The sequence below is a fragment of the Pusillimonas sp. genome (genome assembly GCF_044464525.1).
In the GTDB taxonomy this organism is placed as follows: domain Bacteria; phylum Pseudomonadota; class Gammaproteobacteria; order Burkholderiales; family Burkholderiaceae_B; genus Pusillimonas.
Genome location: NZ_JBIQLE010000010.1, coordinates 1 through 19,661 on the forward strand (window position 1 = coordinate 1; position 19,661 = coordinate 19,661).

Annotated in this window: 18 protein-coding genes; 12 read left to right on the top strand and 6 right to left on the bottom strand. The window is 60.2% G+C overall.

What is annotated here, in order from left to right:
• Nucleotides 1-682 (top strand): c-type cytochrome biogenesis protein CcsB (gene ccsB / locus ACIY1O_RS07315; protein ID WP_397474433.1); only part of this gene is annotated, 682 nt, incomplete at its 5' end.
• An 80-nt stretch (nt 683-762) separates the two neighbouring features.
• Here the strand turns inward: ccsB and lysA are convergent.
• Together lysA and lptM are read right to left on the bottom strand one after the other, a co-directional pair.
• On the bottom strand, nt 763-2,037 hold the full coding sequence (lysA, locus tag ACIY1O_RS07320; RefSeq protein WP_397474434.1) for a diaminopimelate decarboxylase: 1,275 nt from the start codon (nt 2,035-2,037) through the stop codon (nt 763-765).
• A gap of 123 nt (nt 2,038-2,160) precedes the next feature.
• Entirely contained in the window at nt 2,161-2,367 is a 207-nt protein-coding gene (lptM, locus tag ACIY1O_RS07325; protein ID WP_397474435.1) for an LPS translocon maturation chaperone LptM, read from the bottom strand.
• Between the two features lie 32 nt (nt 2,368-2,399).
• Between lptM and cyaY the strand changes: the two genes are divergently transcribed.
• Nucleotides 2,400-2,729, top strand: coding sequence for an iron donor protein CyaY (gene cyaY / locus ACIY1O_RS07330; RefSeq protein ID WP_397474436.1), 330 nt, complete (start codon nt 2,400-2,402; stop codon nt 2,727-2,729).
• Between the two features lie 95 nt (nt 2,730-2,824).
• Here cyaY and ACIY1O_RS07335 read toward each other — a convergent pair whose 3' ends face one another.
• Nucleotides 2,825-5,266, bottom strand: a complete 2,442-nt coding sequence (locus tag ACIY1O_RS07335) for a penicillin-binding protein 1A (protein ID WP_397474437.1) — start codon at nt 5,264-5,266, stop codon at nt 2,825-2,827.
• 115 nt (nt 5,267-5,381) lie between these two features.
• On the opposite strand from ACIY1O_RS07335, the gene ACIY1O_RS07340 reads away from it, so the two are divergent.
• Genes ACIY1O_RS07340 through ACIY1O_RS07350 form a run of 3 tightly spaced genes read left to right on the top strand, consistent with a single transcriptional unit; the run spans nt 5,382 to nt 8,209 of the window.
• A complete protein-coding gene (locus ACIY1O_RS07340) occupies nt 5,382-6,005 on the top strand; it encodes a shikimate kinase (RefSeq protein ID WP_397474438.1) in 624 nt (207 codons plus the stop codon).
• On the top strand, nt 5,986-7,071 hold the full coding sequence (aroB, locus tag ACIY1O_RS07345) for a 3-dehydroquinate synthase (protein WP_397474439.1): 1,086 nt from the start codon (nt 5,986-5,988) through the stop codon (nt 7,069-7,071). Before ACIY1O_RS07340 ends, aroB begins: the two co-directional genes overlap by 20 nt.
• A gap of 10 nt (nt 7,072-7,081) precedes the next feature.
• Nucleotides 7,082-8,209: a deoxyguanosinetriphosphate triphosphohydrolase gene (locus ACIY1O_RS07350; RefSeq protein WP_397474440.1), complete on the top strand. Its 1,128-nt coding sequence runs from the start codon at nt 7,082-7,084 to the stop codon at nt 8,207-8,209.
• A gap of 71 nt (nt 8,210-8,280) precedes the next feature.
• On the opposite strand, the gene ACIY1O_RS07355 is transcribed toward ACIY1O_RS07350, so the two are convergent.
• Entirely contained in the window at nt 8,281-9,528 is a 1,248-nt protein-coding gene (locus tag ACIY1O_RS07355) for a LysR family transcriptional regulator (protein WP_397474441.1), read from the bottom strand.
• 123 nt (nt 9,529-9,651) lie between these two features.
• Here ACIY1O_RS07355 and ACIY1O_RS07360 point away from each other — a divergent pair, with 123 nt between their 5' ends.
• Both ACIY1O_RS07360 and ACIY1O_RS07365 read left to right on the top strand, forming a co-directional pair.
• Nucleotides 9,652-10,212 carry a 3-hydroxyanthranilate 3,4-dioxygenase gene (locus tag ACIY1O_RS07360; protein WP_397474442.1) on the top strand — a complete coding sequence of 187 codons (561 nt, stop codon included), beginning with the start codon at nt 9,652-9,654 and terminating at the stop codon, nt 10,210-10,212.
• Nucleotides 10,213-10,215: 3 nt separating this feature from the next.
• Nucleotides 10,216-10,845, top strand: coding sequence for a cysteine hydrolase family protein (locus ACIY1O_RS07365; protein WP_397474443.1), 630 nt, complete (start codon nt 10,216-10,218; stop codon nt 10,843-10,845).
• Between the two features lie 103 nt (nt 10,846-10,948).
• Here ACIY1O_RS07365 and uvrA read toward each other — a convergent pair whose 3' ends face one another.
• Entirely contained in the window at nt 10,949-13,795 is a 2,847-nt protein-coding gene (uvrA, locus tag ACIY1O_RS07370; protein ID WP_397474444.1) for an excinuclease ABC subunit UvrA, read from the bottom strand.
• Nucleotides 13,796-13,887: 92 nt separating this feature from the next.
• On the opposite strand from uvrA, the gene ACIY1O_RS07375 reads away from it, so the two are divergent.
• Complete coding sequence (locus ACIY1O_RS07375; RefSeq protein ID WP_397474445.1) at nt 13,888-15,087, top strand: MFS transporter; 1,200 nt, start codon at nt 13,888-13,890, stop codon at nt 15,085-15,087.
• Between the two features lie 12 nt (nt 15,088-15,099).
• On the opposite strand, the gene ACIY1O_RS07380 is transcribed toward ACIY1O_RS07375, so the two are convergent.
• Complete coding sequence (locus tag ACIY1O_RS07380; RefSeq protein WP_397474446.1) at nt 15,100-16,224, bottom strand: FAD-dependent oxidoreductase; 1,125 nt, start codon at nt 16,222-16,224, stop codon at nt 15,100-15,102.
• A 330-nt stretch (nt 16,225-16,554) separates the two neighbouring features.
• Here ACIY1O_RS07380 and ACIY1O_RS07385 point away from each other — a divergent pair, with 330 nt between their 5' ends.
• Genes ACIY1O_RS07385 through ACIY1O_RS07400 form a run of 4 tightly spaced genes read left to right on the top strand, consistent with a single transcriptional unit; the run spans nt 16,555 to nt 19,640 of the window.
• Nucleotides 16,555-17,730, top strand: a complete 1,176-nt coding sequence (locus ACIY1O_RS07385; RefSeq protein WP_397474447.1) for an alpha/beta hydrolase family protein — start codon at nt 16,555-16,557, stop codon at nt 17,728-17,730.
• Complete coding sequence (locus ACIY1O_RS07390) at nt 17,727-18,044, top strand: subunit of meta cleavage enzyme (RefSeq protein ID WP_397474448.1); 318 nt, start codon at nt 17,727-17,729, stop codon at nt 18,042-18,044. Before ACIY1O_RS07385 ends, ACIY1O_RS07390 begins: the two co-directional genes overlap by 4 nt.
• Nucleotides 18,037-18,867, top strand: a complete 831-nt coding sequence (locus ACIY1O_RS07395; RefSeq protein WP_397474449.1) for a DODA-type extradiol aromatic ring-opening family dioxygenase — start codon at nt 18,037-18,039, stop codon at nt 18,865-18,867. The genes ACIY1O_RS07390 and ACIY1O_RS07395 overlap by 8 nt, the downstream gene beginning before the upstream one ends.
• The gene (locus tag ACIY1O_RS07400; RefSeq protein WP_397474450.1) at nt 18,864-19,640 is read left to right on the top strand and encodes an alpha/beta fold hydrolase; all 777 of its coding nucleotides are present in this window, start codon (nt 18,864-18,866) and stop codon (nt 19,638-19,640) included. Before ACIY1O_RS07395 ends, ACIY1O_RS07400 begins: the two co-directional genes overlap by 4 nt.
• The last annotated feature ends 21 nt before the right edge of the window (nt 19,641-19,661 follow it).

The following is a 19,661-nucleotide window of genomic DNA, read 5'->3' on the forward strand; positions in this document are numbered from 1 at the left end:
GGTGGTCAGTTCGTCGGTGATCTTCCTGCTTTGGTACTCGTTCACCCGCGAGGCGTTTCAAATCCAGCCTCTGGTGCCGGCCCTTAAAAGCTGGTGGATGAAAATACACGTTCCCGCCAACTTCATTGGCTACGGCACTTTTTCTTTAGCGGCGATGGTGGGTTTTGCCTACCTCATCAAAGAGCATGGCGAAACCCGCTCGTGGGGCAAGCTGCTGCCGCTGTTCGTGCTTGGGGCGGTATTGTGCGCTGAACCGATGATGTTCGGTTCGCAAGAACTGTCCGCGACCTGGATGCTGTACTTCGGCATTGGCGCCATCATCGTCGGTGCAATCCTTGCATTGCGTGGCCCCATCTCGCGCAAGCTGCCTTCGCTCGAGATTCTCGACGACATCATGTATAGGGCCATCGCGGTGGGCTTCGCGTTCTTTACCGTCGCCACCATATTGGGTGCGCTGTGGGCCGCTGATGCCTGGGGCGCATACTGGCAGTGGGATCCCAAAGAAACCTGGGCCCTTATCGTCTGGCTCAACTATGCGGCATGGCTGCACATGAGGCTCATGAAGGGCTTGCGCGGCACCATGGCGGCTTATTGGGCGCTGGCAGGCCTGCTCATTACCAGCTTCGCCTTCCTGGGCGTAAACATGTTCCTGTCAGGCCTGCACTCTTACGGCGAACTGTAATTCAGGCGCAGGTGTTGCCGCCGGTAAAACGGCGGCCCGCGCTTGGGCCGCCGGCTGGTCGTGCATAAACGGTTTCACGTTTACGGCAATGGTTTTTCTTCCGCGAACAGGCTTTCCAGGGTTTCGCGCGGGCGCACCACATGGTAGCTTGAGCCGTCGACCATGATCTCTGCCGGGCGGGGCCTGGTGTTGTACTGGCTGGCCATGGTAAAGGCATAGGCGCCGGCCGACATAATCGCCAAGAGGTCGCCTTGCTGCACCGCCAGTTTCCGGTCGCGCGCCAGCCAGTCGCCGCTTTCGCAAATGGGCCCGACCACATCGTAGGTTTGGGCGTCGTCGGGCCGATCCGCCGCCGGCTGATCGACCTGCTCGACGCTGTGCCAGGCATCGTACAGGGTAGGACGCAGAAGATCGTTCATGGCGGCATCAACGATGGCGAAGTTCTTGGCTTCGGTGTGCTTCAGGTAGTGCACGCTCGTAAGCAGTATTCCGGCGTTGCCGACTAGCGAGCGGCCTGGCTCGAGCACGATCTGCAGGTGTTCGAGCTTGCGGGCGTGCAGTCGTTCAAAGACCGCGTCCAGCAGCATCTTTGGGGTCAGGGGAGTTTCATCGGTATAGCGTATGCCGATGCCGCCGCCAAGGTCCAGGTGTTTGATGTGTGTGCCGGCTTCGGCCAATGTGTCGATCAGGTCGAGCAGTTTTTCGAGGGCATCCAGGTAAGGCTCTACCTCGGTGATCTGCGACCCGATGTGGCAATCGACGCCGACAACGTCCAGGCTTTCAAGTTCAGCCGCACGCTGGTAGACGTCGGGCGCGGCTTCAATGGCGATGCCGAACTTGTTTTCTTTCAAGCCGGTCGAGATATAGGGGTGGGTGTGTGCGTCGACATCGGGGTTGACACGCACCGATACGGGCGCCACCTTGCCCATTTCGGCGGCAACCCTGGCCAGTTGTTCAAGTTCAGCCTCAGATTCGACGTTGAAGCATTTGACGCCCGCCTGTAGCGCATCGCGCATTTCCCAGGCCTGCTTTCCCACGCCCGAAAACACCACCTTGGCAGGGTCGCCGCCCACAGCAAGCACGCGGGCCAGCTCTCCGCCCGAGACGATGTCGAAGCCTGACCCCAGCTTTCGAAATTCGTTAAGCACGGCGAGGTTGGAATTGGCCTTCATGCCAAAGCAGACGAGCACGTCGCGGCCCTGGGCGGCCTCGCTATATGCGCTCCATGCATCGCGCAGCGCTTGCCGCGAATAGACGTAAAGGGGGGTGCCGAACTCTTGCGCAAGCTTGGCAAGCGGAACCTCCTCGGCGTGCAAGGTCTGGTTTTTGAAAGCAAAGTGGGGAGCAACAGTCATGGGAAATCAGGGCAGGATGCGCGACGGCCTTGGTTTGCCGGCCATACACGCGAGGTTGAGCAGAGTTCGTAAACTACGAACGCAGCCTGAAATAATACAACACTGCTTGCATCCGCCCTTCTTTTATTCGACAGCCAGAGGTACGGTGCCATCTGTGCTGACGTTGCCCGGCGCCGGCGGAGGGGTGGTCAGTGCTTCTTCCGGTGGCGGGGGGGGCGGCATATACAGCGGCCCCTTGTAGCCGCAGGCAAGCAGCAGCGGAAGCAAAGCCAGGCTGGCTACAATGCGGTACTTGAATGACGCGCGCGTCTTGGTTCGGGGCGCTTGCATGATGGACTCCAAAAATCGGTGAATATAAAGATATGAATGAATCTGAATTTCTTGCTCGATGCAAAAGCATACTGGATGCGCTTGAAAGCCAGTCGGATGACTGGGTTTCATTACACGATCTCGACATCGAGGCCCATCGCAGCGGCAATGTCCTGACCCTGGTGTTCGACAACTCTATTCATGTGGTGGTCAACAGTCAGACGCCCATGCGGGAAATGTGGGTGGCGGCTCCAAGCGGCGGTTTCCATTATCGCTTCGATGGGCAGCGCTGGAATGATACGCGCGGCGGCCCCCACATGGCCGAGGCGCTGTCGCAGATCGTCTCCGAGGCCACAGGCGAACCGATAAAAGTCATCATATAGGCATGGCGGCGGCCGAACCGGGCCGCGGCTGCGGGCGTGTCGCCGGCCAAGATCGTTTCGAAGTTCGGCCGTCTTGGCCGGCGCCTGGGTTACGGCTAGAACTGTACGCGTTGAACTTGCGCGGCATCGCCCTGCACATTGCCGGAACCGATACGTTCGAGCAATGTGCCGATGCCATCCAAGCCGCCGTCGTCGATGCCGCTGCCGTCAATGAACGGCTGCAGTTCTTCGGGGGTGGGCAGGCCGACACGAGCCACGGCTTGTCCGGGCGGAAACTCGGCAAAATACAGGTCGCCGTCGATTCGGCTTAGCCCGTTGGGCGGGTCGCCGGCGGGAGCTTCGGGGACCCCATCGAGAGCCACTCGCATGTAGTCGAGCCAGATGGGCATCGAGGCGCCGCCGCCCGTCTCGCGCGTACCCAATGAACGGGGCTGGTCAAAGCCCATCCAGGCCACGCCGACCAGTTTTGGGGTGAAGCCGGCGAACCAGGCATCGTGCGAATCGTTCGTGGTTCCCGTTTTGCCGCCGATATCGTTGCGCTTGAGCGCAGCATGCGTGCGTGCGGCCGTGCCGTAGGTGGCGACACCGCGCAGCATGTCGTTCATCACGTATGCGGTTCGCGGGTCGATGGCGCGCGCCGCCGCGTCGCCGGCGACGGTGGGGCGAGCCTGCATGATGACCTTGCCGTTTGAATCGGTGACATGGTCGATAAGGTAGGGCGGCACCCGGTAGCCGCCGTTGGCGAAGACCGCGAACCCGCCCGCCAGCTGCAAAGGCGTTACGTTGCCCGCGCCCAGCGCCAGGGGCAGCACGGCCGGATTTCGGGAGCGGTCGAAGCCGAACCGTGTGATGTAGTCTTGCACGTACTTGGGCCCGATGGCCTGCATGATGCGAATGGACACCATATTTTTGGATTTATACAACCCCTGGCGCATGGTCAGCATGGGTTCGTACGTGTTGCCGTAGTTTTTGGGCTGCCACGCCTTCGACCCTGTTTGCTGGGCGGTAAGCATGAAGGGCTCGTCCGACACTTGCGTGGCCGGTGTAAGGCCTCGTTCGAGGGCGGCGGCATAAATGAAGGGCTTGAATGCCGAGCCCGGCTGGCGCCATGCCTGCGTCACGCGGTTGAACTGTTCTTCGAAGTCGAAACCGCCGACCAGTGACAGGATCGCGCCGTCTTGCGGCCGAACGGATACGAAGGCTGCCTGCACCGCGGGGCGGTTTATGACTTCCCAGTGATCGCCGTTCTCGTGCACGTAGACAACCGACCCGCGCTCTATGCGGTATTGGTCCTTGGCGTTCTTGCCCAGGCCTCGGGCCACGATTTTAAGGGCTTCTTTATTGGTGACTTCGATGATTTGCTGCGAACTGCGCGCCACCGTGATTTTATCGGGGCTGGCCGACAGGACGACGCCCATGAGCAGGTCGCCGCTGTCCGGATATTTGTCTTGCAGTTCGTCGAGCAGCGTGTCAAGAGCCACGCCGTCGTTTTCCAGACCCTCGGGCAAGCGAACGGTTTCTTCTGGGCCGGGATAGATCGCCCGGCGGGTGTACTGCAGGATGCCTTCACGCACCGCATCGTAGGCGGCCTGCTGGTCCTTTGAATGGATGGTGGTGTAGATGTTGAAGCCGCGCGAATAGACATTGTCTTGGTAGACGCTATACAGCAGGCGGCGAGCCAGCTCGGCGACGTACTCGCCTTGAATGGCGTAGCCACCGGCCGGCGTGCCGGGCGCCGACTTCAGTACGATGGGCTGCTCAGTGGCTTCTTCGTATTCGGCCTCGGTGATATAGCCCAGGCTGCGCATGCGGTTCAACACGTAGCCCTGGCGCGATTTTGCGCGGGGCATGTTGGCAATAGGATTGAAGCGTGACGGCGCCTTGGGGATGCCTGCCAGCATGGCGGCCTCGGCGATCGTGATGTCGCTAAGCTGCTTGCCGAAATAAGTGCGCGACGCAGAGGCGAAGCCGTAGGCCCTATGACCCAGGAAGATCTGGTTCATGTACAGATCGAGAATCTGGTCTTTGGTAAGGGTGGCCTCTATCTTGAAGGTAAGCAGCAGTTCGTAGAATTTTCGGGTGTAGGTTTTTTCGGACGACAAATAGAAGTTGCGCGCGACCTGCATCGTGATGGTGCTGGCGCCCTGGGCCTTGGCCATGTGTGTGACGTTCGCCACAACGGCACGCGCGACACCTGTCCAGTCAATGCCCCCGTGCTGGTAAAAACGGTCGTCCTCGGCTGCTAAAATGGCCGATTTCATGACGTCGGGAACCTCATCGAACCGCAATACGTTGCGGCGTTCTTCGCCGAACTCGCCTATTAGCACCTTGTCAGAGGTGTAGACCCGCAGCGGAACGCGCGGACGGTAGTCGACCATGGCCGTAAGGTCAGGCAGATTAGGCCAGGCCAGCGCCAAGGCAAGCGCGCCAAGCAGCGCCCCGCAAAGGCCAAGCCCGGCCAGAAAAACGGCCGACTTGATCAGGAATCGCGGCAAGCGTGATCGAGGCTTGCTGTCAGAAGATTTAGTAGAGCTCATTGATGGCGATTTTAAGCCCTGGCGGTCCGCGCCGCGAGCATTGCACAAGAACAATGTAACGGATTAATGCGAAGGCAGTGGGCTAAAGAAGGATTGCAAGTGGGATAATACACAAATGACTGATTCTTTACGTGCGAATTCCGCGATTCAGGCAGGCCATCGGTGCGATGCGGAGGCTGGGTCGGCGCCCGCCGATGCCAATGAACGGCCGATATTCCTGGTGGGCATGATGGGTGCGGGCAAGACCACGATAGGGCGCCATCTTGCCAAGGCATTGAAGCGCGAGTTCGTTGATTTGGATCTTGCGCTTGAAGCCCGTTGCGGCGTGCCTGTTGCCGTCATTTTCGAAATTGAGGGCGAAGATGGCTTCCGGCGGCGCGAAACTCAGTTGCTCGACCATTACTCTCAGCGAAAAGGCATTGTGCTGGCCACCGGCGGGGGCGCAGTGCTGGCCGCAAAGAACCGCAGCATGCTCAAAGAGCGCGGGCTGGTGGTGTATTTGCGCGCCACCAGCGATGAATTGTACCAGCGCGTTGCCCGCGACCGTCAACGTCCCCTTTTGCAAACCGACGATCCGCGTGCGCGCGTTGCCGAACTTCTGGCTCAGCGCGAGCCGCTTTATGAAGAAGTGGCCACGCTGGCATTCGACACCGGCAGCACGCCTATCCCCCAGGCCGTGCACGACCTGGTGTCTCTATTGAACCAAACGAGATTGCGTGATGAACACCGTACAAGTTGAAACGCCCGGCGGCGCCTACCCCATCCATATTCATCCGGGCCGACTGGATCATCTCGGGCAGAGCATACCCTCTGACGCCACGGCGGTGGCGCTGGTCACCAACCCGACAGTGGCGGCGCTTTACGCCGCCCGAGCCGAGAAAGCCCTGGCTGACGCGGGCCATCGGGTGGTGCGCATCGAATTGCCCGACGGCGAAAAGTACAAAGACCTGCAAACGCTCAACCTCGTTTTCGATGCCCTGCTAAAAAACCGCTTCGATCGCAAGGCGGTGCTGGTGGCATTGGGCGGAGGTGTCATCGGCGACATGGGCGGCTTTGCCGCCGCCTGCTATATGCGCGGCATCCGGTTCGTACAGATTCCCACCACGCTGTTGGCGCAGGTCGATTCTTCCGTGGGGGGCAAGACAGGCGTGAACCACCCCTTGGGCAAAAACATGATCGGCGCCTTCTACCAGCCGGTCGCGGTTGAAATCGACGTGAACGTGCTCAAGACCCTGCCGGCGCGCGAGATCACCGCCGGGCTGGCCGAAGTCATCAAATACGGTGCGATTATCGACGCCGAGTTCTTTGCCTGGTGCGAACAAAATGTTGCCAAGCTGCGGGCGCTTGACGAGGCTGCAATCGTTCATGCCATTCGCCGTTCGTGCGAACTCAAGGCTCAGGTCGTTTCGCAGGACGAACGCGAATCGGGTTTGCGGGCCATTCTTAATTTTGGTCATACCTTCGGGCATGCCATAGAGGCCGGCCTGGGCTATGGCCAGTGGCTGCACGGCGAGGCGGTGGGCTGCGGCATGATCCAGGCGGCCGAGCTTTCGTCCTTGGTGCTGGGGCTGCCGCGCGAAAGCGTCGAGCGTGTCCGGTCGCTGGTGCGCGAAATCGGTTGCCCCGATACCCCGCCCGATCTTGGCGTTGAGCGCTGGCTCGACCACATGCAGGTCGACAAAAAGACCGAAGGGGGGCAGTTGCGATTCGTGCTGCTGCCGGAAATAGGCCGGGCCGTGTGTCAAACAGCGCCCGACGACGCGGTGCGCGAGGTATTGCTGCGTACCACAGCGGTTCAGGGCTAGGGGGGTGGCGGTGACGGCTTTGGCGCCTTATGCATCCAACCCCGAGCGTACTCGCGGCCGTCCGCACCCCGAGGCGCCGCCTTCCAATCGCTCTCAGTTCCAGCGCGACCGTGACCGCATCATCCACTGCAACGCATTTCGCTTGCTTGAATACAAGACCCAGGTGTTCGTCAATCACGAAGGCGACCTGTTTCGTACCCGCCTTACTCACAGCATAGAAGTGGCGCAAATTGCCCGAACTTTGGCGCGCAACCTCGGCCTGCACGAAGACCTCACCGAAGCGATTTCGCTGGCGCACGACCTGGGCCATACCCCATTTGGCCATGCAGGCCAAGATGAACTTAACGCCTGCATGCGAGAAATGGCGCCGGCCGCCGGCGGCTTTGAGCACAACCTTCAAAGCTTGCGCGTGGTCGATGAGCTTGAAGAGCGCTACGCGGCCTTCAATGGCCTGAACCTGTGCTTTGAAACCCGCGAAGGCATCCTCAAGCACTGCTCGGTGAAGCATGCGCGCGAGCTGGGCGATGTGGGCCGGCGTTTTTTGGAACGTACACAGCCCTCGCTGGAAGCGCAAATCGCCAACCTGGCCGATGAAATCGCCTACAACAACCACGACGTCGACGACGGCTTGCGCTCTGGGCTTATTCGCATCGAACAGCTGATGCAAATAGAAATATTCGCCACTCATTACTCGGGCGTGATGCGCAAGCATCCCAACCTTGAACGCCAGCGAGCCATCGCCGAGACCATCCGGGCGATGATCAATACGCTGATCGTCGACCTGACCGAAACCACGCTTGCCAATATCCAGCGCGTGGGCCTCGCCGACGTGGACGATGTGCGGGCGGCTGAGCCGCTGGCGGCTTTCTCGGCGCCCATGCGTGCTCAAACCGATGCCTTGAAGCGTTTTTTACTGAACAACCTGTATCGTCACAGCCAGGTCATGCGCATGACGACCAAGGCGCGTCGAATCGTGCGTGAGCTGTTTGTCGCTTTCATCGACGAGCCCCGCCTGCTCAAGGACGAATACCGGCGCGAGGGCGACACGCAACAGGCCCGGGCCATTGCAGACTACATCGCGGGCATGACAGACCGCTACGCTATTCGCGAGCATCGCGAACTATTCCGCATGGATTGAAGCCGCCTCAAGGCAAAAAGCGCTCGTCGGAGGCGGCAAGCGGCATGGCTTGCGCCGGGCGGGAGCGTTATTCATTCGCCCTCGGGGCATGCGCTTAGCGTTGACCCGGTGGGCATGCCGCGCATCTGGCGTATTTCTTCGATAAGCAATTGGGCGCCGGGCGAAGAATGTTCGGACGTGCGGCGCAATATGCCCACCGAGCGCGGCGATTCGACCAGCTCCAGAGGCAGCTGTTGAAGGGCGCCCGCACTGAACTCATGGTGGAACAGGTGGGATGACGCCGCGGTGACCATGTCGCTTTCCAGCAGCAGGCCTCTTATCACCGACAGATCAGAGGATTCGACCGTGGCCGAAGGTTCTTGCATGCCCAGCGCCGCGAAGGCGGCGCGCAGCACCTGGCGCGGGGGCGTGCCCTGGCGGGGCAGCACCCAATCGGCCGACAGCGTATCGGCCAGGGTGAGCCCGGGTCGCGCGCCAAGGGGGTGGCCGGCGCGGGCGATGACGCCCATGCGGTCGCTGAAGAGGTTTTCTTGTATGAGATCTGGGTACAGCTCGGTGGGGCTGAGGGCGCCCAGGATGAAATCGATATCGCCGCACCACAGGGCATAGGTAAGCGTCTTCAATGGCGCTTCAAGGGTGTTGAACTGCAGCCCCGGATGCTTGCGGTGCAGGCGCGAGATGGCGGCGGGAAGGATGTAGGGGCGTCCGAAGGGCAGCGCGCCCACGATGATTTGCCCGCGTATATGGCCGTCCATGGCCGCCAGCTCGGCGTCGGCCAGGCGTAGTTGCGACAAGGCGCGTTTAACGTGATTGATGATGATTTCGCCGGCCCCGGTGGGTTGCCACAGCGTGCCCGAGCGATCGAACAGAGCCAGGCCGATGCCGTCCTCGAGATCGCGCACCGCCATGCTGACGGCGGGCTGGGAAATGTCGAGCTGTTGCGCCACGGCGCCCATGTGTTTTTGCTCGGCCAGCGCAACCAGGGCGGCCAGGCGGCGTTCATTGACCGCCAGGCTGAAAATCGGCGCATTGCGCGGTGGTATGTCTTGCGCCGTGTATATGTCTTCCAGCTCGGTGCGGGCGGCTTCCATTTCGGCAAAAGCGTATTCGACACGGCGCAGCAATATGTGGCCGGCCTCGGTCAGCAGCATGCCCCGGGCGGCCCGCTCGAACAATGCCTGTTCCAGCCCCTGCTCGAGTTGCTGTATGGCGTGGGCCACGGCCGAATGCGCGCGCAGCAGTTCCACGGCCGCCTTGTTCATGCTGCCAAGCCGCGCAACCGCATGGAAAGCCTTGAGGTGTTTGGTATGAGGAGGCATAAAGGGTTTCGGCAACCTTAGAAGGTTTTTGCGTAACTGCCGCTTGCAACGACATGTAAGAATGAGTCCATGGATCAAGTGTAAGGCTTAGTGAGCCTGAATACGACGTCAAGGAGACGAACCATGGACACAACGGACGCATTGAAAAAAATGATCGTGACGAGCGGGTTCGAGATGCCCACTCTCGATTTCGAGGCGGTTATGCAGCATCTTATCGAAACCGGCAAACGAACCCACCAGCTTTGGCTTACTCCCGACTCGCTGGCATTTGTGGCGCGGGGGCGCGAGTATCGCAGCGAGTTCCACCTGAACCCCAGCTACGAGATTCAGTATTCGCTCAAGGGCGACCTCAATCTGCACTATCGCACGCCCGAGGGTAAAGAAGAAATCGCCTATGTGCCTGAAGGCTCGGTGCTTTTCCAGCCCCCCATGGTGCCGCATTCGCCCCGCTTCGCGCCGGACGCCTTCCAGTTTGTGATCGAGCGCGCCAGGTTGCCCGGTGAGATCGACCGCTTTCATTGGTACTGTCCCAACTGCGACCACTTCCTGCACGAAGAAAGCTACGTTGTGGCCCACTATACCAACGACCCGGTCGGACGCGCCTACGAAAATTTCTACGGCTCTCAAGAGTTTCGCACCTGCGACAAATGCGGCCACGTGCTGCCCGCTCCTGAAAGGCTGTAACCCATGGCGGCATTGCTGGAATCTCTTGACGCTCAGCTTCATCCCGAGCATACGGCGCTGTTGGTCATCGACATGCAGAATGATTTTTGCGCCGAAGACGGGTACCTGAGCAAGCGCCGCGACTATAAGGTCGGCTTCGCCGCCGGCGTGGCAGATCGCATCAAGCGGCTGATGGACGCTGTGCGGCCTTTGGGGGTGCGCATCGTGTGGGTGCGTTCCATCTACGACTTCAAATACCTGACGCCGGCCTATAGAGTCAAGCGCGGTGAAGAAGGCTGCTGCCTGGAAAACACCTGGGGCGCCGACTATTTTCGCATCGCCCCCGAAGAAGGCGACGTAGTGATCGACAAGCATAGCTTCAGCGGCTTCCACAACACCAAGCTCCATGAGCTGCTTCAGCGTGAAGGCATCAAGACCCTGGTGCTTGCCGGCGTGGCAACCAATGTGTGCGTCGATTCCACCCTGCGTGAAGGGTTTTTCCTTGGCTACAGCATTGTGCTGGCCGAAGACTGCGTGGGCAGCAACAGCAAGGTGGGCCACGAAGGCACGCTGGCCACGGTGCGCAACAACATCGGCACAGTGATCGATTCGCGTGAGATCGCGCGCCTGCTGGGGGGCAGCCTGGCTGACTGATCGCGCCGGCCCCGCAGCCGCCGAAAGGACGACCTTTCGGCGGCTGTTTCCTTTTTTGGATGCGCCGGCGGCTTAGCGCAAAGCGGCTTGTAATCGTCGGGTTCTAGGTCTTGAGCAAATGCTTCAGATAGCGGCCGGTGTGGCTTTCGGGATGGGCGGCGATGTCTTCGGGCGTTCCTTGGACGATGATGCGTCCGCCCCCCGCGCCGCCTTCGGGCCCCATATCGATGACCCAGTCGGCGGTCTTGATCACGTCCAGGTTATGTTCGATGATGACGACGGTATTGCCGCTGTCTACTAATTTGCGCAGCACGTCGAGCAATAGAGAAATATCCTGGAAATGCAGGCCGGTGGTGGGCTCGTCAAGTATGTACAGCGTCTTGCCGGTGCTGCGCTTGGAAAGCTCGAGCGAAAGCTTCACGCGTTGCGCCTCGCCGCCCGATAGCGTGGTGGCGCTTTGCCCCAGGCGCACGTACGACAGGCCCACGTCCATCAGGGTTTTCAGTTTTCTTGCAACGGCGGGTACCGCATCGAAGTATTCAAGCGCCTGCTGCACTGTAAGGTCAAGCACTTCGCTGATGTTGCGGCCCCGATAGCGTATGTCCAGGGTTTCGCGGTTGTACCGCTTGCCCCCGCAGACGTCGCAGGGCACGTACATGTCGGGCAGAAAATGCATTTCCACCTTGACTACGCCGTCTCCCTGGCAGGCTTCGCAGCGGCCGCCTTTTACATTGAATGAGAAACGGCCGGGGTCATAGCCGCGCGTGCGCGATTCGGGCACGCCGGCGAACAGCTCGCGTATGGGCGTGAACATGCCTGTGTAGGTGGCGGGGTTGCTGCGCGGCGTACGCCCGATGGGGCTTTGGTCGACGCTAATGATCTTGTCGAAGGCCGACAGGCCTTCCATAGACTCGAACGGCGCCGGCTCGGCCTGGCTGCGGTGCAGCTCATGCGACACCGCCGTGGCCAGCGTGTCGTTGATCAAGGTTGATTTCCCAGAACCTGAAACCCCAGTGATGCACACCAGCCGGCCGGCAGGAATGGCCAGATCGACAGACTTCAGGTTATTGCCTGTGCAACCGTTGATGCGCAGCCACTGCATATCGGGCGTGATCGGCCTGCGTTGCGGTATTTCAATGCGCCGTTTTCCGCTGAGGTACTGGCCGGTGAGCGAGTCGGCGTTGTTTTCCAGCGCTTCGGGGGGGCCTTGAGCCACCACTTGGCCGCCATGCTCGCCGGCGCCCGGCCCCATGTCGATCACGAAGTCGGCCGAGCGGATCATGTCTTCGTCATGCTCAACCACAATGACGCTATTGCCCAGGTTGCGCAAGTGGCGCAGGGTTTCGATGAGCCTGTCATTGTCGCGCTGATGCAGGCCGATCGAGGGCTCGTCCAGCACGTACATGACGCCCGTCAATCCCGAACCGATCTGGCTTGCCAGCCTGATGCGCTGGGCCTCGCCGCCCGAAATGGTATCGGCGCTGCGATCCAGTGAAAGATAATTCAGCCCCACATTGTTCAGGAACTGAAGGCGCGCTTCGATTTCACGCGTGATGCGGTCGGCCACTTCTTTTTTGGCGCCCGTCAGTTCAAGCTCCTGGAACCATTTGAGGCAGGCGGCCAGTGACAGCGCTTCAACTTCATAAATGGCCCGTCCGCGCCGCTGCTGGGCGCCCGGCTCGCTGCCGATAAGTACGTTGCGCGCTTCTACGCGCAGCCGTGAGCCCTCGCAGTCGGGGCAGGTTGTGGTGTTGCGGAACTTGCCCAGCTCTTCGCGCACGGCGCTGGAGTCGGTCTCGCGCCAGCGCCGTGCAAAATTGGGGATGACGCCTTCGAACGGATGCTTCTTTACGGTGCTGCGCCCTTTCTCGTTCAGATAGAGGAAAGCGATTTCTTCTTCCCCTGAACCGTACAGTACGCACTGCCTGACTTGTTCGTCCAGCTCATTGAACGGGGTTTCCAGGTCGAAGTCGTAATGGGCCGCCAGGCTGGTCAACAGGGAGTGGGTGAACGCGTTGCGGCGATCCCAGCCGCTGATGGCTCCGCTGGCAATGCTCAGTTCGGGAAAAGCAACCACCCGCTTGGGGTCGAAGAAGTCGACGTGGCCCAAGCCGTCGCAGGTGGGGCAGGCCCCCACGGGGTTGTTGAAGCTGAACAATCGAGGCTCAAGCTCGGGCAGGCTGTGGTGGCAGGCCGGGCAGGCATAGCGGCTGGAAAAGGCCAGCTCGTCGCCCGAATCCATATTCAGTGCAATGGCCCGGCCGTCGGCAAGCCCCAGCGCCGTCTCGAAGCTTTCGGCAAGCCGTTGGCGGCTTTCGGGCTTGATGCGCAGGCGGTCGACGACCACGTCAAGGTCGTGCTTCTCGGTCTTCTTCAAGGGCGGAACGCGGTCTATCTCGACCATTTCGCCGTCGACGCGCAGGCGCACGAACCCCTGGGCCTGCAGGCCCGCGCATTCGTCTTCGAAGCTGCCCTTGCGAGCCCGCGCCAGCGGCGCCAGGATCGCCAGCCGGGTATTGGGCGCCCAGGCCATGGCCTGGTCCACCATCTGGCTGACGCTTTGAGCCTGCAAGGGCAGGCCGTGGTCCGGGCAATAGGGTGTGCCCACCCGCGCGTACAGCAGACGCAGGTAGTCGTGGATTTCGGTGATGGTGCCTACGGTTGAGCGGGGGTTGTGGCCGGCTGACTTCTGCTCGATGGAGATGGCGGGCGATAGCCCTTCGATCATGTCTACGTCGGGTTTGTCCATTAATTGCAGGAACTGCCGTGCGTAGGCCGAGAGGCTTTCCACATAGCGACGCTGGCCTTCAGCGTACAGGGTATCGAATGCCAGCGATGATTTCCCCGAGCCCGACAAACCCGTAACCACCACCAGCTTGTGGCGTGGCAGGTCTACTGAAACGTTCTTCAGGTTATGCGTACGGGCGCCCCGGATGCGAATCGCGTCCATCAAGTTCTACAGTTTTAACGGCTAACTCATTACTATAGCGCGCCGGGCCACTTCGAGCTTGTTTATACTTGAGCCTTCTTCATGAGGGAAAGATGCAACCCACCAAACTGAAGCTTACCGCCGGCGAGAGGCGCGCCAGCATCATGCTGTCTTTGTTGTTTGCCTCGCGCATGCTGGGTCTGTTTCTTTTGACTCCTATTTTTGCTGTCGCCGCGCTGTCTGTGCCCGGCGGCAACGACGCCACCAAAGTCGGTATCGCCCTGGGCGCCTATGGCCTGACCCAGGCCTTTTTGCAGATACCGCTGGGAATGGCGTCCGACCGCTACGGCCGCCGTGTCGTCATCGTCTTCGGCATGGTGCTGTTCACCGCCGGCGGCGTCATCTGTGCACTGGCCACCGACATCAACTGGATCATCGCCGGACGCGTGGTGCAGGGGCTGGGGGCGGTGTCGGCCGCCATCACCGCCTGGATCGCCGACTCGACCCGGCCCGAAGTGCGCACTCGTGCCATGGCCATGGTGGGCGGTTCGATAGGAATTTCGTTCGCGGCCTCGCTGGTGTTGTCGCCGCTATTGGTCGGCCGGTTCGGGCTTTCCGGCCTGTTCTGGGCGATCAGCTTGCTGGGCTTTGTCTGCCTGTTTATCGCCGTAGCCCTGGTGCCTTCGGCGCCGCAAATTGAAAAGCCCATCGTTCAGGCACGCGCCCGGGATGTGCTGTCTCATGTCGGTCTGCTGCGCCTTAATTTCGGTGTCTTCTGCCTGCACTTCATCTTGATGGCCATATTCATGGTGGCCCCCGGCCTGCTTGCCACCCTGGGCGGCTACGATTCGGCCCATCTGTGGGAGGTCTACCTTCCGGTGATCTTGCTGTCCTTCATCCTGATGGTGCCTGCGGTGTTCTACACCGAGACGCGGCGCATCCATAAGGTGGCGCTTGAAATTGCCGTGGCGGGCCTGGCCGTTGTACTGGCGCTGATGCCGCTGGCCAGCCACAACTTTTACACACTGGTCATTTTATTTGTGGGCTTTTTCATCGCGTTCAACATCCTTGAGGCGCTACAGCCGTCGCTGGTTTCCCGCGTGGCCCCGGTCGAATTTAAAGGGCTGGCCCTGGGTTTCTACAATACGGCACAGTCGCTGGGGGTGTTTGCCGGGGCTACGCTGGGCGGAGTGATTACCTCTTACGGGGAACCCAGCATGGTGTTCCTGCTGGCCGCCGCCCTGGCCTTCGTCTGGTTCCTTACGGCAAGGGGCTTTCAGATGGGGCCGGGTGGGCAGGGGTCGGCGGCATAGGCCGCGAAGGTTTTATATAGGCTCGGCCAATGCGGTAAGAGATTCCGCAACCAGCCGCGTTTGATCGGACGCCGGTGCACCACGCTGTTCAAGCCGGCCGATTTCTATGGAGTTTTCGACCACAAGACGGCAGCGGCTATAGCGACGGTTCATGAACCCTTCAAAAACGTGTTCCACCTCGGCGTGACGGGCAGCCTCTTGCCCTAGCACCAAGGCATCTTCAACGGCCATTCCTGCTCCGGAGGCGAGCTGGGGCGTTGTCGGGTGCGCCGCGTCCCCGATCAACAGGACTCTGCCGACATGCCATGGTTTTGGCAGGAAGAAGGTCTGAAGCGGCCTCATGATGATGTTTGAATCCGGGCCAAGATTTTGTCGTATCTCCTTCAGGGGGCCTCCGTAGCCTTCCAGCAGGCCTTTGAGCTTTTCCGGCAATACTTCGGCGGGAAGATGCGGCGGACGTGGCGTGGTCTGAAGCAAAAACATGTACATTTGTGCATGGGTGACCGGGCTGAGCCCCACTTTTACATTGCCGCCCAGGAAGAAGGTTCTGCGTTCAATGGACGCTGGGCGCGGGGCAGCCAGTCGCCAGCAGGTCTGGCCGGTATATTCCGGCTGTGGTGCTTGCGGCAGTATTAAATTCCGGACACGCGAAAACAGGCCGTCGGCGCCGATGACCAGATCGTAAGAGCCAGAGGTTCCGTCGGAAAAACCGACATCCACCCGATCGGCCCGTGAAATGAGCGTGTCGACGGTGAGGCCCAGCCGGACATCTATGGGCTTTTGCTTTACCTTCTCTGAAAGAATCTGGTGCAGGAGAGGCCGCATGATCCCACCACAACCGGGCACGTGTGAGGGGCCGACGCCGGGAGTCGGTACCAGGCCGGTTGGCTCGCCTTCGACATTGCAGATTTGAATGCCCTCGCCGGTATAGGCATGCGCCATGACTGGCTCCAGTATGCCCAAGTCGTGGAACGCCCTGAGGGTGGGCCCGGTAATCGTGATGCCTGCGCCGTAGACTCGCCAGTCGGGGTCCAGGTCGATGAGGTGCACCGCGAGGCCGGCTTTGTGCAGCTCCAACGCGCAAGACATGCCTGCGATTCCTCCGCCAACTATCAGGGCTGTTCTTCTGCGTCCCATGACACTCTCTTCATCGGTGGTTGATCACTTCGCCTTGTTTCGAGCGTATTAAGTGGCCAAGCATGCGTGCGCGTCAACAGGTCGGCACGGCTTTCGCGCACTGGGTCAAAAGATGGTGCGTGCTTGGGCAAATGCCGGCAACTTTGCGGGTTTCTCCGGCTGCCTGAGGTTCGGTTTGTCGGGAAGGGTGAAGAGACGGGCAAGTTGGGTGCGCAAATAGTCAAAAGATTGTGCTGAATTGGCACAACATGATCGAGGCGCCCTCCCTATGATTAAAAGGCGAATCCCAACAATGGGGCCATTGCGCTGCAGCGGCAGCGCAAAATAAGAATGATGGAGGCAAAGGTGAACGACATGCTCAAGGGTGCGACGGTGTCCGGGCGCCCCAAGACCTTGCAGGAGGCAAAAGAGTGGATGCTGGTAAAGCTTGCCGCGCGTAATCATCCGATGAACTCATTGCCGGCCGACGAAGGTGCAGAATGGATTCAAGGTGTGCCGGGTCTGGATGGCCAGACCTGGGGCGCATACTGGGAAGCGCTAGGCTCAACCGTCCGTAAACAGGCGGAAGCCGCAGAGCAAAGCGGCGATCAACTGCTGGCTTCTCGCCTGTATCAAAAGGCCAGCGGCATATTCTTCATGGGTCGTTTCCCATGCCCGAATCATCCGGCCAAGATACGCTGTGCCGTGGCCGAGCGCGACGCCTATGTCCGGGGTTCCCGTTATTGGGAAAACCCTATCGAGCGAGTCGTAATACCGTTCAACGGACGCGAGGACGAAGGCAAAGAAATCGTGCTTCTGGTTCGAAGGCCGGCGGGTGTGGACCAGCCTCCTCTTGTGGTGATGTGGGGAGGCGTCGATGCTTATAAAGAACAGATGACGGCGGCTTCTGACGCATTTCTGGCGCAAGGTGTCGCCACCATCGCCATGGACAACGTCGGTACGGGCGAGTCACCCGTAAAAGGCGTTCCCGATGCCGAGCGGCAATTCGTCACGGCGTTCGATTGGATACAGCAACAACCCGAGTTCAAAAGCGTGCGGGTGGGATGCCTGGGCCGCTCGTTTGGAGGTTATTGGGCCACCAAGCTTGCCCATACCATGCACGGCCGGCTCGCCGGCTGCGTAAATTGGGGCGGCGGGGCGCATCATATGTTTCAGCCGGAATGGGTCGCGGCATCCCGTTACCCAGACAGTTATCTGATGGAGCTGGTCGAAACGCGTTCGCTGATGCTGGGCGCCACAAACGACAATGAATACCTCGCGGGCTTCAAGCGGCTGTCCCTTCTAGATCAGGGCATTCTCGAACAACCGTGTGCGCCATTGTTATTGGTCAATGGGAAGGAAGATCGTCAGTGTCCCGTCGAGGACATTTCGCTGTTGATCGGCGTGGGTTCACCTAAAACGGTTCGCTTGTTTCCCGGGGGACACATGGGCCTGACGCCGCAAACCCTGCCGACCATTGTCGACTGGCTGTGCAAGCAGGTACGCGGGGAAGGAGTGACATCATGACGCGTAATTGGCGCCATCTGATGCCGACTCCGGATTGCTATGCAATGAGCCGGATTCTTTACGACATCCATCATCAACCCAGCGCGCTCGAGGAATACAAGCAGGATCCGGATAAATACATGGCGAGCGCTCCATTGCCGCCCCGGCTCAAAGCTGCCATACGCGATAACGATATTGGCGCAATGTATCTTGAAGGCGTAAACCCCTTGTTGCTTCGCGCGCATTGCCTCGGCTTGCGCATACCCGAGAGCGAGTTCGTGGCGTCACTGAAGGCCATAGAGCATATTGTGCGAGAGGAGGGCGCCCATGGCTGAAGTCGTTGGCGTATACGCTGCAAGTCATACCCCGGTCATGCTGAACTTTCCGGACGCCATTCCAGAGGCGGATCGAAGCGACATATTCGCAGCGTTCACGCAGCTTGGCCAAGACCTTCGGGCAGCCAGGCCGGATGTGGTCGTTATTATTTCGGACGATCATGTCCACAATTTCTTTCTGGATAATCTGCCCGCCTTCTGCATAGGGGCCACTGACGCGTACCCGACCCCTGTCGAGCATTGGCTGAAGGCCGAGAAGCAGGTTCTGAAGGGCCATCGAGATTTGGGCGCTCACCTGCTGACCACAGCCTTGCAGGAAGGGTTCGACCCGGCGTTCTCCATGGAGCTGACACTGGATCACGGTGTATTGACGCCATTGGTACTGGCCGGCATAGCCGACCAGGTTTCCATCGTGCCCATATTGGTTAATTGCGTGCAGCCGCCATTGCCGACCATGATGCGCACATTGCAATGGGGCCGCTTTCTGGCGACCGCCTTGAGATGTTTCCCCGAGAATCTGCGCATTGCCGTGCTTGCCACGGGTGGCCTGAGCCATGATATTGCGACGCCTCGCATGGGAATGGTCAACGAAGAGTTCGACCGACGCTTTTTGGGCTTGCTGGCAAGTGGCGACGACGATGCCCTGATCGACTATGCCACGAACTACGTGGATGAGGCCGGGAATGGCGCCGAAGAAGTTCGTACCTGGCTGATGGCTCATGGCGCCGCCCAGGGCGTCTTCGAGCAGGTCTATTACAAACCCATGCCCGGCTGGTATACGGGCATCGGCTTGGGGCGTTGGTCGTTGGAGGGCCGGCCATGACGCGCTGTATGTACCGCACAGAGGGTCCTGTTGACGGCCACCCGGTGGTGCTCTTGCATGCCATTGCCACCAACAGTAGCTTGTGGTCGGCCCAGATTCCCGTTTGGGCCAGTGCGTTTCGCTTGATCTGTATCGATTTGCCCGGCCATGGCGACAGCCCCGACGTCGACAGTGAGCTTGACCTGAACGGCTACGCCGCATGTGTTTGCGAAGTGCTGGATGAATTGCGCATCGACTGCGCGTCTCTGGTGGGATTGTCTTTTGGCGGGATGGTTGCGCAAGCGTTCGCACTTCAGTATCCCGAGCGAATTCGCTCGCTGGTCCTTGCCCATTCCAGCGTCAGAACCGCGGAAGCCGTTCGAGGCATCTGGAACGGTCGCATCGCGCGTTTTGAGAAAGACGGCATGGAATCTCAAGTCATGCCGACTCTCGAGCGTTGGTTCACGCGGGCATTCGCCGAATCGTCACCGCTGACGCTTATCTGGCTGTCCGAACAAATCTTGCGTACGACGCACAAGGGGTATGTGTCAGCGATAAAGGCAATTCAAAGCTTGGATTATCTGGACAAGATCAAGGCGATCAAGGTGCCGGCGCTGGTGGTTGCCGGAGAGGAGGATTCGGCCGTACCCCCTGCTGCCGCAGCGAAGATTGCAGAGCAAATGGGCAATGCGCGGACGTTGGTGCTGGCGGGGGCGGCTCATCTTGGAAACCTCGAGCGGCCCGTCGAGTTTACGGAAGCGGTTGGGGCTTTTTTAAGCAATGCAGGTAAATAACTACTCATGGAGACATAGATC

Coding starts and splice junctions, on each gene's coding strand:
- ACIY1O_RS07335 (WP_397474437.1), bottom strand. CDS start 5,266: ATGAGCTCTACTAAATCTTCTGACAGCAAGCCTCGATCACGCTTGCCG.
- ACIY1O_RS07375 (WP_397474445.1), top strand. CDS start 13,888: ATGCAACCCACCAAACTGAAGCTTACCGCCGGCGAGAGGCGCGCCAGC.
- uvrA (WP_397474444.1), bottom strand. CDS start 13,795: ATGGACGCGATTCGCATCCGGGGCGCCCGTACGCATAACCTGAAGAAC.
- ACIY1O_RS07395 (WP_397474449.1), top strand. CDS start 18,037: ATGGCTGAAGTCGTTGGCGTATACGCTGCAAGTCATACCCCGGTCATG.
- ACIY1O_RS07390 (WP_397474448.1), top strand. CDS start 17,727: ATGACGCGTAATTGGCGCCATCTGATGCCGACTCCGGATTGCTATGCA.
- aroB (WP_397474439.1), top strand. CDS start 5,986: ATGAACACCGTACAAGTTGAAACGCCCGGCGGCGCCTACCCCATCCAT.
- ACIY1O_RS07340 (WP_397474438.1), top strand. CDS start 5,382: ATGACTGATTCTTTACGTGCGAATTCCGCGATTCAGGCAGGCCATCGG.
- ACIY1O_RS07355 (WP_397474441.1), bottom strand. CDS start 9,528: ATGCCTCCTCATACCAAACACCTCAAGGCTTTCCATGCGGTTGCGCGG.
- ACIY1O_RS07385 (WP_397474447.1), top strand. CDS start 16,555: ATGATGGAGGCAAAGGTGAACGACATGCTCAAGGGTGCGACGGTGTCC.
- lysA (WP_397474434.1), bottom strand. CDS start 2,037: ATGACTGTTGCTCCCCACTTTGCTTTCAAAAACCAGACCTTGCACGCC.
- ACIY1O_RS07365 (WP_397474443.1), top strand. CDS start 10,216: ATGGCGGCATTGCTGGAATCTCTTGACGCTCAGCTTCATCCCGAGCAT.
- lptM (WP_397474435.1), bottom strand. CDS start 2,367: ATGCAAGCGCCCCGAACCAAGACGCGCGCGTCATTCAAGTACCGCATT.
- ACIY1O_RS07360 (WP_397474442.1), top strand. CDS start 9,652: ATGGACACAACGGACGCATTGAAAAAAATGATCGTGACGAGCGGGTTC.
- cyaY (WP_397474436.1), top strand. CDS start 2,400: ATGAATGAATCTGAATTTCTTGCTCGATGCAAAAGCATACTGGATGCG.
- ACIY1O_RS07380 (WP_397474446.1), bottom strand. CDS start 16,224: ATGGGACGCAGAAGAACAGCCCTGATAGTTGGCGGAGGAATCGCAGGC.
- ACIY1O_RS07400 (WP_397474450.1), top strand. CDS start 18,864: ATGACGCGCTGTATGTACCGCACAGAGGGTCCTGTTGACGGCCACCCG.